General features: G+C 65.8%; 10 protein-coding genes and 1 pseudogene. All 11 read left to right on the forward strand.

Annotated elements, in window-relative coordinates:
* Positions 1-20 precede the first annotated feature (20 nt).
* The 11 genes and pseudogenes from V5B60_RS05855 (at position 21) to V5B60_RS05905 (ending at position 14420) form a co-directional block, all read left to right on the forward strand.
* Positions 21-740, forward strand: a complete 720-nt coding sequence (locus V5B60_RS05855) for an ABC transporter ATP-binding protein (RefSeq protein WP_434735363.1) — start codon at positions 21-23, stop codon at positions 738-740.
* Positions 741-927: 187 nt separating this feature from the next.
* Positions 928-3120: a catalase/peroxidase HPI gene (katG, locus tag V5B60_RS05860; protein ID WP_332346107.1), complete on the forward strand. Its 2193-nt coding sequence runs from the start codon at positions 928-930 to the stop codon at positions 3118-3120.
* Positions 3121-3232: 112 nt separating this feature from the next.
* Positions 3233-3418 carry a hypothetical protein gene (locus V5B60_RS05865; protein WP_332346108.1) on the forward strand — a complete coding sequence of 62 codons (186 nt, stop codon included), beginning with the start codon at positions 3233-3235 and terminating at the stop codon, positions 3416-3418.
* A 6-nt stretch (positions 3419-3424) separates the two neighbouring features.
* Positions 3425-3733 (forward strand): nucleotidyltransferase family protein, encoded by a 309-nt coding sequence (locus tag V5B60_RS05870; protein ID WP_332346109.1) that lies wholly within the window; start codon positions 3425-3427, stop codon positions 3731-3733.
* A gap of 107 nt (positions 3734-3840) precedes the next feature.
* Positions 3841-6627 (forward strand): type I restriction-modification enzyme R subunit C-terminal domain-containing protein, encoded by a 2787-nt coding sequence (locus V5B60_RS05875; protein WP_332346110.1) that lies wholly within the window; start codon positions 3841-3843, stop codon positions 6625-6627.
* Positions 6624-7850 (forward strand): restriction endonuclease subunit S, encoded by a 1227-nt coding sequence (locus V5B60_RS05880; RefSeq protein WP_332346111.1) that lies wholly within the window; start codon positions 6624-6626, stop codon positions 7848-7850. The genes V5B60_RS05875 and V5B60_RS05880 overlap by 4 nt, the downstream gene beginning before the upstream one ends.
* Positions 7847-9712, forward strand: a complete 1866-nt coding sequence (locus tag V5B60_RS05885) for a DUF262 domain-containing protein (RefSeq protein WP_332346112.1) — start codon at positions 7847-7849, stop codon at positions 9710-9712. The genes V5B60_RS05880 and V5B60_RS05885 overlap by 4 nt, the downstream gene beginning before the upstream one ends.
* Positions 9713-9828: 116 nt before the next feature.
* A pseudogene (locus V5B60_RS05890) lies at positions 9829-10224 on the forward strand (AlbA family DNA-binding domain-containing protein); the annotation flags it as partial.
* Positions 10225-10756: 532 nt separating this feature from the next.
* A complete protein-coding gene (locus V5B60_RS05895) occupies positions 10757-11059 on the forward strand; it encodes a hypothetical protein (protein ID WP_332350442.1) in 303 nt (100 codons plus the stop codon).
* Positions 11056-12924, forward strand: coding sequence for an RNA-binding domain-containing protein (locus V5B60_RS05900; protein WP_332346113.1), 1869 nt, complete (start codon positions 11056-11058; stop codon positions 12922-12924). The genes V5B60_RS05895 and V5B60_RS05900 overlap by 4 nt, the downstream gene beginning before the upstream one ends.
* Positions 12921-14420 (forward strand): class I SAM-dependent DNA methyltransferase, encoded by a 1500-nt coding sequence (locus tag V5B60_RS05905; protein ID WP_332346114.1) that lies wholly within the window; start codon positions 12921-12923, stop codon positions 14418-14420. The genes V5B60_RS05900 and V5B60_RS05905 overlap by 4 nt, the downstream gene beginning before the upstream one ends.
* The last annotated feature ends 158 nt before the right edge of the window (positions 14421-14578 follow it).

Consider the following 14578-nt stretch of genomic DNA (forward strand, 5'->3'; position numbering starts at 1 on the left):
AACGCGCGCCGCCGGCAGCCATGACGCGGGCCGGACCACCGCTGATCGAACTCGCCGACATCCGCAAGAGCTACAACGTCGGGTTGGCGAACGAGGCCGAGGTGCTGCATGGCGTGTCTTTCGCCGTCGAACGGGGAGAGTTCGTTGCGCTCATCGGTCCATCCGGCTCGGGCAAGAGCACGCTCCTGAACATCGTCGGCCTGCTCGAACGGCTGACTGCCGGCAGCTACCGAATACAGGGTGAAGAGACCAGCGGGCTCGACGACGCCGGCCTGACGCTGCGCCGGCGCGCGGTGCTCGGCTTCGTCTTCCAGTTTCACCACCTCCTGCCGGCCTTTTCCGCGCTCGAGAACGTCACCCTGCCGGCGCTGATGCGCGAGGGCCGCGTGGCTGCGTCACAGCGCGAGCGGGCACGGGCGATGCTCGCCGCCGTCGGCCTCGGCAACGACATGCACAAGCACCCGGGCGAGTTGTCGGGTGGCATGCAGCAGCGCGTCGCCATCGCCCGGGCGCTGGTCCTCCAGCCGCCGCTGGTGCTGGCCGACGAGCCGACCGGCAACCTCGACCGCGCCTCGTCGGACGAGGTCTTCGTGCTGATGCGGCGCATGCATGCCGAACTGCACACCTCCTTCCTCATCGTCACCCACGATCCGCGGCTCGCCGCCCGTTGCGACCGGGTCATCGAACTGGTCGATGGCCGCATCGAGAGCGACCAGCAGAACATCGCAGCGGCCTGCTGAGGAGCGAGGTTGCGCCCGGCGGTGGCGAGCCGCCGGCCCGTTGGCAGGCCGCTCCGGGAACGCATGCCATTCGTCGATAGCCCACATGCATGATGATCATTGAAGGATTTCAATGGCCACATCGCCCAGCGGCAACTATTCTGAAAAACACGCAACGACCGTCGATCAACCCGAGAAGGAGAACTCCATGAGCAACGAAAGCCAGTGCCCGTTCCACGCGGCTCCCGGCGCCCGCGCCACGGCCGGTGTCCGTGCCAACCGAGACTGGTGGCCGAACCAGTTGAATCTCGGCATCCTGCATCAGCACGCCCCGGCATCGAACCCGATGGATGCGGGTTTCGATTACGCGGCGGAATTCGCGCGTCTCGACTACGCTGCCCTAAAGCAGGACCTCGCGGCGCTGATGACCGATTCGCAGGAATGGTGGCCGGCCGACTGGGGCCACTACGGCGGCCTGTTCATCCGCATGGCCTGGCACAGCGCCGGCACCTACCGCACGGCCGACGGCCGCGGCGGCGGCGGCACCGGCAACCAGCGCTTCGCGCCGGTCAACAGCTGGCCGGACAACGGCAACCTCGACAAGGCACGCCGCCTGTTGTGGCCGATCAAGCAGAAGTACGGCAACCAGATTTCCTGGGCTGACCTGATGATCCTGGCCGGCAACGTCGCGCTCGAAAGCATGGGCTTCAGGACCTTCGGCTTCGGCGGCGGCCGTCGCGACATCTGGCAGCCCGAGGAAGACATCTACTGGGGCCGCGAAACCACCTGGCTGGGCGACCAGCGCTACAGTGGCGAGCGCGATCTCGAGAATCCGCTCGCTGCCGTGCAGATGGGCCTCATCTACGTCAATCCGGAAGGCCCGAACGGCAACCCCGACCCGGTCGCGTCCGGCCGCGACGTGCGCGAGACCTTCGCCCGCATGGCGATGAACGACGAGGAAACCGTCGCCCTCGTCGCCGGCGGCCACACCTTCGGCAAGGCGCATGGCGCCGGCGACCCGGCGCTGGTCGGCCGCGAACCGGAGGCCGCGCCGCTCGAGGCGCAGGGCCTCGGCTGGATCAACCGCTTCGGCTCCGGCAAGGGCGGCGACACCACCACCAGCGGCATCGAGGGCGCCTGGAAGCCAAACCCGACGACTTGGGACAACGGCTACTTCGACACCCTGTTCGGCTACGAGTGGCAACTGACGAAGAGCCCGGCCGGCGCCCACCAGTGGGTGGCGAAGGATGTACGGCCCGAGCACATGATCCCCGACGCCCACGACCCGGCGAAGAAACACCCGCCGATGATGACGACGGCCGATCTCAGCCTGCGCTTCGACCCGCTCTACGAACCGATCGCCCGCCGCTTCCAGCAGGACCCGGCCGCCTTCGCCGACGCCTTCGCCCGCGCCTGGTTCAAGCTCACGCACCGTGACATGGGCCCGAAGCGGCGCTATCTCGGTCCGGAAGTGCCCGCCGAGGACCTCATCTGGCAGGATCCGCTGCCTGCCGTCGACCACCCGCTGGTCGACGCCGCCGACATCGCCGCGCTGAAGGCGAAGATCCTCGCTTCCGGCCTGACGACCGCGGAACTGGTGTCCACTGCCTGGGCGTCGGCCGCCACCTTCCGCGGTTCCGACAAGCGCGGCGGCGCCAATGGTGCGCGCATCCGCCTCGCTCCGCAGAAAGACTGGGAAGCGAACCAACCGGCACAACTGGCGCGGGTACTCGCCGTGCTGGAAGGCATCCGGGATGGGTTCGACGCGGCGCAGGTGGACGGCCGCAAGGTTTCGCTCGCCGACCTGATCGTCCTTGGCGGCTGCGCGGCGGTCGAGGCCGCCGCCGCCGCGGCCGGCCAGGAGATCGAAGTTCCCTTCACGCCGGGTCGCACCGACGCCACGGCGGAGCAGACCGATGCCGACTCGTTTGCCGTTCTCGAACCGCAGGCCGACGGCTTCCGCAATTACCAGAAGAAGGCGTACAGCGTCCCGGCCGAGGAAATGCTGCTCGACCGGGCCCAGTTGCTGACCCTCAGTGCGCCGGAGATGACCGTGCTCGTCGGCGGCCTGCGGGTCCTCGGCGCCAACGTCGGCGGCTCATCGCACGGCGTGTTCACGCGGCGGCCCGGCGTGCTGGCCAACGACTTCTTCCTCAACCTGCTCGACATGGCCACCGTCTGGGCGCCCGCCGGCGACGCCGGCTCCTATGAGGGCCGTGATCGGCGGACCGGTGAACTGCGCTGGACGGCCACCCGCGTCGACCTCGTCTTCGGTTCCAACTCGCAGCTGCGCGCGCTGGCCGAGGTCTACGCGCAGAGCGACGCCGGCGGCAAGTTCGTGCGCGACTTCGTCGCCGCCTGGACCAAGGTCATGAACCTCGACCGTTTCGACCTGCAGTAGCGCGGGCGAAGCGCCCGGCGATGCCCGCCGCGAACGACCGGGCATCGCCGGGGGCCGACGGCAGCTGTGCTAACATCTCCGGCGTCAAGGATTCGCTGCGGGCGGAGGGGCGGTGGGGCAAGCGGAAGGGGAGGCAAGACGCCGGATCGACACGCTGCTCGTCGCCGCTGGCTGGCAGATCTGCGACGCTTCCGCCGCCGACATCCACGCGGCGCGCGCCGTGGCGATCCGCGAGTTCCCGTGGAATCCCGCCACGGCTTCGCCGGCTGCCCGCTTCAGGCCCAATCGGTTCATGTAGACTGCCATGACGGACGTCATCGAACAAAAGCGCGCCGAGCTCGTCACCCTTTGCCGCCGCGCGGGCGCGCGCAGGCTCGACGTGTTCGGGTCTGCCCAGCGGGCCGATTTCGACCCATCGACCAGCGACCTCGATTTCCTGGTCGAGTTCGATGAACTTCCACCGGGCCGCTACGCCGATGCCTATTTCTTGCTGAAGGAAAGCCTGGAGCGTCTCTTCGGGCGGCCGGTCGACCTGCTGACGCAAAGCAGCCTGGAAAACCCTTACCTGCGCGAGCGTGTGCTCGCTGAGCGTCAGTTGGTCTATGCACGCTGACGCGAACAGCCAGAAAGCAACACGGCTGCGTCAGATCTTCGGTATCGCGATTTAGAGAAATCGCCTAAGATTTCCGACGTCAAGGATTCGCTTCGGGCGGGGGGGCCGTGGGGCAAGCGGAAGGGGAGGCAAGACGCCGGATCGACACGCTGCTCGTCGCCGCCGGCTGGCAGATCTGCGATGCTTCCGCCGCCGACATCCACGCGGCGCGCGGCGTGGCGATCCGCGAGTTCCCGCTCGAACGCGGCCACGGCTTCGCCGACTACCTGCTCTACATCGACGGCAGGGCCGCCGGCGTCATCGAGGCCAAGAAGCAGGGCGCCACGCTGACCGGCGTCGAGATCCAGTCGGCGCGCTACGCGCAGGGTCTGCCGGCCACGCTGCCCGCCTGGCGCCGCCCGCTGCCCTTCCTCTACGAATCCACCGGGCTGGAGACGCACTTCACCGACGGCCTCGATCCGGAGCCGCGTGCCCGCAACGTCTTCGCCTTCCACCGCCCCGAAACGCTCGCCGAATGGCTCGCCGCGCTGCCTCAGCCGCGCGTTCTCGGCACCGGCAGCGGTGCGGCCGTGGCCCATGCCGATTTCGCCCCCGCCACCTTCCTCGCCCGCGTCCGCCGCCTGCCGCCGCTGGTCACCGAGTGGGGCGACTGCAAGCTCTGGCCGGCGCAGATCACCGCCATCCGCAACCTCGAAGCCAGTCTCGCGCAGAACAAGCCACGCGCGCTGATCCAGATGGCCACCGGCAGCGGCAAGACCTTCACCGCCATCAGCTTCATCTACCGGCTGATCAAATTCGCCGGTGCGCGACGCGTGCTGTTCCTGGTGGACCGCGGCAACCTCGGCCGACAGGCCAAAAAGGAGTTCGACCAGTACGTCTCGCCGGTCAACAACTACAAGTTTGGCGAGGAGTACATCGTCCAGCACCTCAACGGCAACCAGCTCGACCGGACCGCCCGCGTCTGCATCTGCACGATCCAGCGCATGTACTCGATGCTCAAGGGCCGCGATCTGCCGGAACAAGCGGACGAAGAGTCCACCGAGCGCGTGGAGAGCCTGTTCAGGGAGCCGGAGCCGATCGACTACAACCCCGCGTTCCCGATCGAGACCTTCGACATCATCGTCACCGACGAAGCGCACCGCAGCATCTACAACCTGTGGCGCCAGGTGCTGGAGTACTTCGACGCCCATCTGATCGGCCTGACCGCCACGCCCAACAAGCAGACCTTCGGCTTCTTCAACCAGAACCTGGTGATGGAGTACGGCCACCCGCAGGCGGTGGCGGACGGCGTGAACGTCAACTACGACGTCTATCGGATCAAGACCGAGGTCACGGAGGCCGGAAGCCGAGTAGAAGCCGGCTACTGGCTGCAGGTGTTGGACAAGCCCACCCGCGCTCGGCGCGACTGGCAGCTCGACGACGACTTCGAGTACGCGCCCGAAGAGCTGGACCGCAGCGTGCAGACGCCCGACCAGATCCGCACCATCGCCCGCACCCTGCGCGACCGCTGGCAGAGCGACCTCTTTCCGCAGCGGCAGGAGCTGCCCAAGACGCTGGTCTTCGCCAAGGACGACAACCACGCCGAGGCGATCGTCACCACGTTGCGCGAGGAGTGGGGCCGCGGCAACGAGTTCGCGCAGAAGATCACCTACCGCACCACGGGCAGCAAGCCCGAGGAGCTGATCAAGGCCTTCCGCACCAGCTACTACCCGCGCATCGCCGTCACCGTGGACATGATCGCCACCGGCACCGACATCAAGCCGGTGGAGATCGTCGTCTTCATGCGCAGCGTGAAGAGCCGCAGCTTCTTCGAGCAGATGAAGGGCCGCGGCGTGCGCGTGATCAAGGACGACGACCTGCGCGGCGTGAACCCCGGCGAGCAGGTGCACAAGGACCACTTCGTCATCGTCGACTGCGTGGGCGTGTGCGAGCGCGACAAGACCGACAGCCGGCCGATGGACCAGAAGAAGAGCGTACCGCTGGAGGCGCTGCTGCAGGCAGTGAGCCTGGGCAACGTGGAGCCCGAGGTGCTCTCCAGCGTGGCCGTGCGTCTGGCGCGGCTGGACGCGCAGCTCACCGATGCCGAGCGCGCCAAGGTGGTGACGGAGGCCGGCGGCCTGGGCCTGAAGGAACTCTCGCGCGGCATCGTGCAGGCGCTGGACCCGCGCGAAGACTGCTCGCCGCAGGAGGCCGAGGCCGCGCTGCGCCACGCGGTGAAGCCGCTCTCCAACCCCACGCTGCGCACACTGATCCTGACGCTGAAGCAGCAGAAGGAGCTGGTGATCGACACCGTCACGCAGGACGGCGTGCTCGAAGCCGGCTTCTCCGAGGCCGCGCGCGAGCGCGCGCAGGGTATCGTGCAGAGCTTCGAGGCTTTCATCGCCGAGCACCGCGACGAGATCACCGCGCTGCAGATCCTCTACAACCGCCCGACGAGCGCGCCGCTGAAGTTCGAGGACCTGAAGGCGTTGGCCGACACGCTGCAGGCCCCGCCGCAGCTGTGGACCGAAAGCCAGCTCTGGCAGGCCTACGCCGCGCTGGACCAGAGCAAGGTCAAGGGCGCGAGCCGCCGCCGCATCCTGACCGACCTGGTTTCACTGGTGCGCTACGCGATGCACCAAGAGAACGAGCTGGTGCCCTACCCCGAACGCGTGGCAGCCAACTTCAAGGCGTGGATTGCGCAGCAGCAGGCCGCGGGGAAGGGCTTCAGCGACGAGCAGCGCTGGTGGTTCGAGAAGATGGCCGAGCACATCGCCAGCAACCTCGGCATCGAAGCCGAGGACTTCGGCTACGCGCCGTTCGACCAGCGTGGCGGGCTGGGCCGGGTGCATCAGCTCTTCGGGGCGGAGTTGCCTAAGGTGATCGATGAGTTGAATCGGGAATTGGTGGCGTGACCGGGGTCGAATTGGTACCGCTCGGCGAGGTCGTAACGCCCACGCGCCCGCGAGTGAAACCGTCTGACTATCCCGACCTGCCGTTCATTGGCATGGAGCATGTCGAGGCTCACTCGATGAAGCTGCTGGGAACCGTCCCGTCGGCCACGATGAAGAGCTCCGCGGTGCACTTCAAGCCGGGCGACGTCCTCTACGGCCGCTTGCGCCCGTACCTGAACAAGGTCTGCCGGCCGACGTTCGAGGGGCTGTGCTCGGCTGAGTTCATCGTCTTGCCGGAGAACGGGCGAGTCGACAGTGGCTACTTGCAGCACTTCCTCAACTCTTCGGCGTTCGTCCGCTACGCATCGCACCTAAACACCGGCGATCGTCCGCGCGTCGACTTCGATCAACTGGCGCCGTTCGAGATTCCGTTGCCCGATCCGAACGAGCAGCGCCGCATCGTCGCCGAAATCGAAAAGCAGTTCTCCCGCGTCGACGAAGCCGTCGCCAACCTCAAGCGCGTCAAGGCCAATGCCGCTCGGCTCGTGGGCAGTGTGCTGATTGATGCGACAGCGGGGCGGCTCGTTCAACGTTCGACGGCTGCTTGGCGCACCGTTCAGGTCTGCGAAGCCGGTGAGGTCTTGTTGGGGCGGCAGCGCGCTCCGCAGTACCTGACTGGCCGTTGGTTACGCAAGTACCTGCGCGTGGCGAACATCAAGGACGACGCCATCAGTTTCAGCGATGTGGAGACGATGGACTTCGACGAGGCTCACTTCGCCAAGTACCGTCTTGCACCGGGTGACATCCTGGTCAGCGAAGGACAGAGTTCAGAGCTGTTGGGGCAGAGTGCCATCTTTCGCGGATTCGACGAGCCGTTGTGCTTTCAGAAGACCCTGCATCGCTTCCGTGCAGATCCCGAGGTCACGACGCCCGAGTTCGCGCAGATCGTCTTTCGATCTCATGTTCGCTCCGGAATCTTTCGACGGCTCGGCTCGATCACGACCAATATCGGCCACCTGACTCTCGAGAAGTTCAAGGCTGCGCCGTTTCCGCTGCCGCCGCTCGATGAGCAGCACCGCATCGTGGCCGAAGTCGACCGCCGCCTCTCCATCGTCCGCGAGGTTGCGGCCGAGGTCGATGCGAACGTGAAGCGCGCGGAAGCGCTAAGGCAGGCGGTGCTGGCGCAGGCATTCAGTGTCGAGTCGCATCCCATATCTCTTGATCTGAAGGAGTGCACAACGTGAAGGCCAATGCAGTGCCCCTGCTGGCGATCTTCGAGAAGAAGATGCGTCTCGAAGTACCTCTCTTCCAGAGGCAGTATGTGTGGAGCCAGGAACAGCAGTGGGAGCCGCTTTGGGAGGACATCGGCCGCAAGTTTGCCGAGTACCTGGAGGGGCGAAAGGACGCACCGGTGCATTTCCTCGGTGCTATGGTCCTCGACCAGAAGCAAACGCCGACAACCCACGTCGAACGGCGCCAGATCATCGATGGGCAGCAGCGCTTGACCACGCTGCAGTTGTTCTTGGCCGCGTTCAGGGACTTCTGCCGGGAGCATGGCTGCGAGGACCTGGCACGTGAATGCGAGGCCTTCACCCTGAACCGGGGCATGGGCACCGAGGGTGACGATCGCTTCAAGGTGTGGCCAACGCGGCTCGATCGCGCGCAGTTCGCAGATGTCCTCGGCGCTGGCTCGCGTGCAGCTCTCGAGAAGAAGCACCCTCTTCAGTATCGGAAGTACGCACGCAAGCCGGAACCGAGACCTCGGATGGTCGAGGCCTACTTCTTCTTCCGCCAGCAGCTCCACGATTTCTTTGTCGGGGACGCGGGCGGCAAGCCGCTCGCCCATGAGACGCACATGGCGCATCGACTGGAAGAGTGCTTCACCGCGCTCAAGAACGCGCTGCAGGTGGTCGCGATCGACCTGGAACAGGACGACGACGCGCAGGTCATCTTCGAGACCCTGAATGCGCGTGGGGAACCCTTGCTTCCCGCCGACCTGCTGCGCAACTTCATCTTCTTGCGCGCGGCACGGCGCGGCGAGCCGCAGGAGGTGTTGTACGAAGCGCACTGGCGACGCTTCGATGCCGACTTCTGGCGGGTACAGGTCAAGCAAGGTCGCTTGCTGCGGCCGCGCAGTGACCTGTTCATGCAGCATTTCCTTTCCAGCCGGCAGGGCGTGGACATCCCGGTCAAGCACCTCTTCGTTGAGTACAAGTACTGGATTGACCGTCACCGCCCGTTCGCCACGGTGGAGGATGAGCTGGTGACGCTAAGCCGGCAGGGGGAGGATTTCCGCCGACTCATTGAGCCGAAGAGGGGCGACGCTCTCTATTCGCTGGCGACATTCTTGGAGGCGTTCGATGTCCGAACCTGCTATCCCCTGTTGCTCGCTTTGCTCGACGTTGGCCTGCCGGAGGCTGACTGGCTCGGCGTTACCCGCGCACTGCAGTCCTACCTGTTGCGGCGGGCCATCTGTGGACTCACGACAAAGAACTACAACCGCATTTTCCTGGCGCTGACTCGTTCGCTCAGAAGAGACGCACTCGGCGCCCAGCAAGTCATTTCGCAGTTGAAGGCGTCGAACGTCGAGTCGGCCGAGTGGCCGACGGACGAGGATTTCCGGGAGGCGTGGATGACCAAGCACGCCTACCAAGTGCTGAACAACCCGAAGCTCGTCTGGCTCCTCAGTCGGCTAAACGAAACGTATCTGGGCGGCAAGATGGAGGTGCTATCCGTTAGCAGCGCGCTAACGATCGAGCACATGATGCCGCAAGCATGGGTCGAGCATTGGCCGCTGGCAGACGGCTCGCCAGGTCTTAGCGCGAGCGAGGTCTGGGCCACAACGCCAGGCGATGTGCGAGCCTCAGCGACGCGAAATCGCAATGCGGTAATTCAGACCATCGGGAACCTCACGATCTTGACCCAAGCGTTGAACTCATCCGCTTCGAATGCGGCGTGGCCGGTCAAGAAGCCCGAGCTCCTCAAACACTCTCTTCTGCCCATCAATCAGCAGCTTCTTGCAAACGAGATGTGGGATGAAGGTGCCATTGCCGATCGCGGGGCGCAGCTCTTCGCACGTGCTTTGCAGCTGTGGCCCCGCGGCTAGTGGCCAGCCGGGTACGATGGCGCTGATCTCTGCGAAGCTGTCCCGAGCATCGAGTCGATGGCCTTGCCCAGTTCGCGAACTGTCGCATCGCTGATACGAGATCCATGCGGGCATCGATGAACACCGAGAACCTCCTCCAGCGCCTCGATCTCGGCGAAGACCAGGACGTCGAATTCAAGCTCGCCGAGGGCGGCCTGCCCAAGTCGCCTTGGGAGACGATCTCCGCGTTCGCCAACACCGAAGGCGGCACGCTCGTGCTGGGCGTGGCGGAGAAGGGCGAGACGCACGAGATCGTCGGCGTGCGTTCGCCCGGCAAGCTGATCAAGGCCTTCTGGGACGGGCACAACAACCCACAGAAGTTCAGCCCGGCCATCTGCACCGGGCGCGACGTGCAACTGGTTCCGATCGATGACCGCGAACTGCTGCTGATTCGGGTGCGCCGGGCGGCGCGCGCGCAGCGGCCGGTTTTCGTCAACGGCAATCCGTTGACGGGCACCTTCAAGCGCAATTTCGAAGGCGACTACCACTGCACCGAGGCCGAGGTGCGGCAGATGCTGCGCGACGCCAGCGACGAGCCGCAGGACGGCATGCTGCTGGAGGGCTTCGATCTCGAAGACCTGGACGCCGAATCGCTGAAGGCGTATCGCAACCGTTTTGCCTCGCGCGATCCGGACCACCCCTTTCTTGCCCTGGATGACCGTGCGCTGATCGAGCGGCTGGGCGGATGGCGCCGCGAGCGGGTGGGCCGGCGCGCGGGGCTCACGCTGGCCGGCCTGCTGATTCTCGTCGCTGTCCGGCAAGGTGATCCGGAACGTCGGAACGAGACAGGCTTCCAAGTGGATCGTGATGGATCAAAGCAAACAATGACGAAACGGCGGCCCGTCCGGGTGGGCAGCGAAAACCCAAAGCCTGACAACAAGATAGCTTTGTTAGTCGTGCGCGAATCATCAATGGGCCAACAAAGAGCCGCGGCAAGAAACAATGAACACCTCCACCCTCGTCCAGAAACCCTGGAACTACTGCAACGTCCTGCGCGACGACGGGATGAGCTATGGCGACTATGTCGAGCAGCTCACCTACCTGCTGTTCCTGAAGATGGCAGAAGAACGCAGCCACCCGCCGCACAGCCAGCCGAGCTCCATGCTCGCCGCCTACGCATGGCCCGCTGCTCGCCAACGACGGCGATGCGCTGTTCGATTACTACCGGCACACGCTGGAACAGCTCGGCGGGCAGCCGGGCACGCTGGCGCTGGTCTCTGCGACGCTGTCGCATGCCGTGAGTCAACAGCCTCGCCCAGCTGGCGAACTGTCGTGTCCCTGATACCACATTCGTGCTGCCATCGATGAACACCGAGAGCCTCCTCCAACGCCTCGATCTCGGCGAAGACCAGGACGTCGAGTTCAAGCTCGCCGAGGGCGGCCTGCCCAAGTCGCTTTGGGAGACGATCTCCGCGTTCGCCAACACCGAAGGCGGCACGGTCGTGCTGGGTGTGGCCGAGCAGGGCGAGGCGCACGAGATCGTCGGCGTGCGTTCGCCCGGCAAGCTGATCAAGGCCTTCTGGGACGGGCACAACAACCCACAGAAGTTCAGCCCGGCCATCTGCACCGAGCGCGACGTGCAACTGGTTCCGATCGATGACCGCGAACTGCTGCTGATTCGGGTGCGCCGGGCGGCGCGCGCGCAGCGGCCGGTTTTCGTCAACGGCAATCCGTTGACGGGCACCTTCAAGCGCAATTTCGAAGGGGACTACCACTGCACCGAGGCCGAGGTGCGGCAGATGCTGCGCGACGCCAGCGACGAGCCGCAGGATGGCATGCTGCTGGAAGGCTTCGGTCTCGACGATCTGGATGCCGAATCGCTGAAGGCGTATCGCAACCGTTTCGCATCGCATGAGCCGGACCACCCCTTTCTTGCGCTGGATGACCGTGCGCTGATCGAGCGGCTGGGCGGCTGGCGCCGCGAGCGGGTCGGCGGGCGTGCGGGGCTCACACTGGCCGGGCTGTTGATGTTCGGCAGCGAGCGTAGCTTGCTCGATGCCTTGCCGCACTACCACCTCGACTATCAGGAGCAGCTCTCGGCCGATCCCGAGCAGCGCTGGAGCCACCGCATCACCGTGGACGGCAAGTGGGTACCGAACCTGTTCAACTTCTACTACCGCGTCTACCCGCGCCTGGTGGAAGGGCTGGACGTGCCGTTCAAGCTCGATCCGCAGGCCACGCGCATTGCCGAGACGCATGTGCACGAGGCGCTGCGCGAGGCGCTGGTCAACACGCTGATCCACGCCGACCACCAGTCGTCGCGTCCGATCACCGTGATCAAGCGGCAGGACGCGTTCGTTTTCGTCAACCCGGGGCGGCTGCGCATCCCGCGCGAGGCACTGTACCAGGGCGGAGTGAGCGACCCGCGCAACCCCAACGTGCAGAAGATGTTCCAGATGCTCGGCCTCGGCGAGAAAGCGGGCTCGGGCTTCCAGAAGATCCTGCGCGCTTGGCGCGAGCAGCACTGGATGATCCCGCTGGTGGCCGAAGACCCGTCGCTCGAGATGACGCGCGTGTGGCTGCCGCTGCCCAGCATGATCCCGGGCGACGTGGAGCAGGAGTTGCGCGCGATCGTGGGCGACGCTTACCGGGGTCTCGACGAGCTGGGCCGCGTGATCCTGATGCTGGCGCACCGCTTCGACGAGATCGGCAACGCCGACATCCAGCCGTACCGGGCGGAACATCCTCGCGAGATCGGTGTTCGGCTGAAGCAGTTTGTCGACGCCGGCTGGCTGGAGAAGAGCGGCCACGGCAGGGGAACCCGGTATCGCTGGCCCAGGCAGCACCTCGGGGACTTGTTCGCACCGGCGACGCCCGTGGGCGAAGGCTCCGAACATTCGGCGGCCAGCTCCGAACAATCGACCGCCGACTCCGAACATTTGAAGGCTGACTCCGAACATTTGAGCTCCGAACAAGAGGCGCGCCTGGCGGCGCTGGCTGCGCCCATGCGCAAGCTGGGCAAGGTGTCCAACAAGGCGCAGGCTGAGCAAGTCATCCTGGCGCTGTGTTCGCAGCAGTGGTTGGCGCTTCGAACATTGGCGCGGCTGCTCGATCGCGCTCCGGATTCGCTGCGCAACCACTACATCAATCCGATGCTGCGCGATGGCCGGCTGCGAGCACGCGTCCCGGGCACGCCCAACCATCCGGGTCAGGCCTACAAGACGAACGAATGAACACCTCCACCCTCGTCCAGAAACTCTGGAACTACTGCAACGTCCTGCGCGACGACGGGATGAGCTATGGCGACTACGTCGAGCAGCTCACCTACCTGCTGTTCCTGAAGATGGCGGACGAGCGCAGCCGCCCGCCGTACAACCAGCCGGGCCCCATTCCTGCCGCTTACGCTTGGCCCGCGCTGCTGGCCAGGGACGGCGATGCGCTGTTCGACCACTACCGCCACACACTGGAAGCGCTCGGCAGGCAGCCGGGCACGCTGGCGCTGATCTTCGCCAAGGCGCAGAACAAGTTCCAGGACCCGGCCAAGCTGCGGCGCGTGATCGTCGACCTGATCGACGCCGAGAACTGGTCGTCTATGGGCGCCGACGTGAAGGGCGACGCCTACGAAGGCCTGCTGGAGAAGAACGCGCAGGACACGAAGAGCGGCGCCGGCCAGTACTTCACGCCGCGCGCGCTGATCCAGGCGATGGTGGACTGCATCGCGCCCCGGCCCGGCGAGCTGATCTGCGACCCGGCCTGCGGCACCGGCGGCTTTCTCTTCACCGCGCACCAGTACCTGACGCAACACAACTCCAACCTCACCCGCGACGAGAAGCGCCACCTCAAGGAAGGTGCCTTCCGCGGCTGGGAGCTGGTGCAGGCCACCGCGCGCGTGTGCGCGATGAACCTGATGCTGCACGGCATCGGATCGGAGAAGAGCGTGCCCGTCAAGGTGGCCGACGCGCTGGCGGCCGACCCCGGCGAGCGCTTCGACATCGTGCTGGCCAATCCGCCCTTCGGCAAGAAGAGCAGCACGATGATCGTCGGCGAGGACGGCAAGACCTCCACCGAGAAGGACATCGTCGAGCGCGACGACTTTTGGGCCACCACCAGCAACAAGCAGCTCAACTTCGTGCAGCACATCAAGACGCTGCTCAAGGCGCACGGCCGCGCCGCGGTGGTGGTGCCTGACAACGTGCTGTTCGAAGGCGGCGCCGGCGAGACCATCCGCCGCAAGCTGATGCATGAATGCGACGTGCACACCCTGCTGCGCCTGCCCACCGGCCTGTTCTACGCGCAGGGCGTCAAGGCCAACGTGATCTTCTTCGACAGGAAGCCGGCCTCCGAGACGCCGTGGACCAGGAAGCTCTGGATCTACGACCTGCGCACCAACAAGCATTTCACGCTGAAGACCAACCCGCTGAAGCGCACGGACCTGGACGAGTTCGTGGCGCTGTACCACCCGGCCAACCGCCACCAGCGGCAGGCGACGTGGAGCGCGGAGACGCCGGAAAGGCGCTGGCGCGTGTACGAGTACGACGAGCTGTTGGCCCGCGACAAGGCGAGCCTGGACATCTTCTGGCTGAAGGACGAATCGCTCGCCGACAGCGACAACCTGCCGCCGCCAGAGGTGATCGCGCAGGAGATCGTCGATGATCTGGAGGCGGCGTTGGAGCAGTTCCGGTTGATTGCCGGCGATCTGAACGGCGGAACGGAGAGGCCAACAACGTGATCGGGCTGCCGATCGGGACTGCGCGTGCTGGACAAGTCGCCGCCGCCGGCCGCCGGTCGACGGTTTCCCGATGGTGCGGCGCGCGCGCTCGTGCGCCTGCTGGTCGAGCGCGGTCACGAGTGCTGGGCCGATGCCTACGTGTGCTGGCCACGGACGCG

The sequence above is a fragment of the Accumulibacter sp. genome (assembly GCF_036625195.1).
Classification (GTDB): Bacteria; Pseudomonadota; Gammaproteobacteria; order Burkholderiales; family Rhodocyclaceae; genus Accumulibacter.

Coding starts and splice junctions, on each gene's coding strand:
- V5B60_RS05855 (WP_434735363.1), top strand. CDS start 21: ATGACGCGGGCCGGACCACCGCTGATCGAACTCGCCGACATCCGCAAG.
- katG (WP_332346107.1), top strand. CDS start 928: ATGAGCAACGAAAGCCAGTGCCCGTTCCACGCGGCTCCCGGCGCCCGC.
- V5B60_RS05870 (WP_332346109.1), top strand. CDS start 3,425: ATGACGGACGTCATCGAACAAAAGCGCGCCGAGCTCGTCACCCTTTGC.
- V5B60_RS05895 (WP_332350442.1), top strand. CDS start 10,757: ATGAGCTATGGCGACTATGTCGAGCAGCTCACCTACCTGCTGTTCCTG.
- V5B60_RS05900 (WP_332346113.1), top strand. CDS start 11,056: ATGAACACCGAGAGCCTCCTCCAACGCCTCGATCTCGGCGAAGACCAG.
- V5B60_RS05905 (WP_332346114.1), top strand. CDS start 12,921: ATGAACACCTCCACCCTCGTCCAGAAACTCTGGAACTACTGCAACGTC.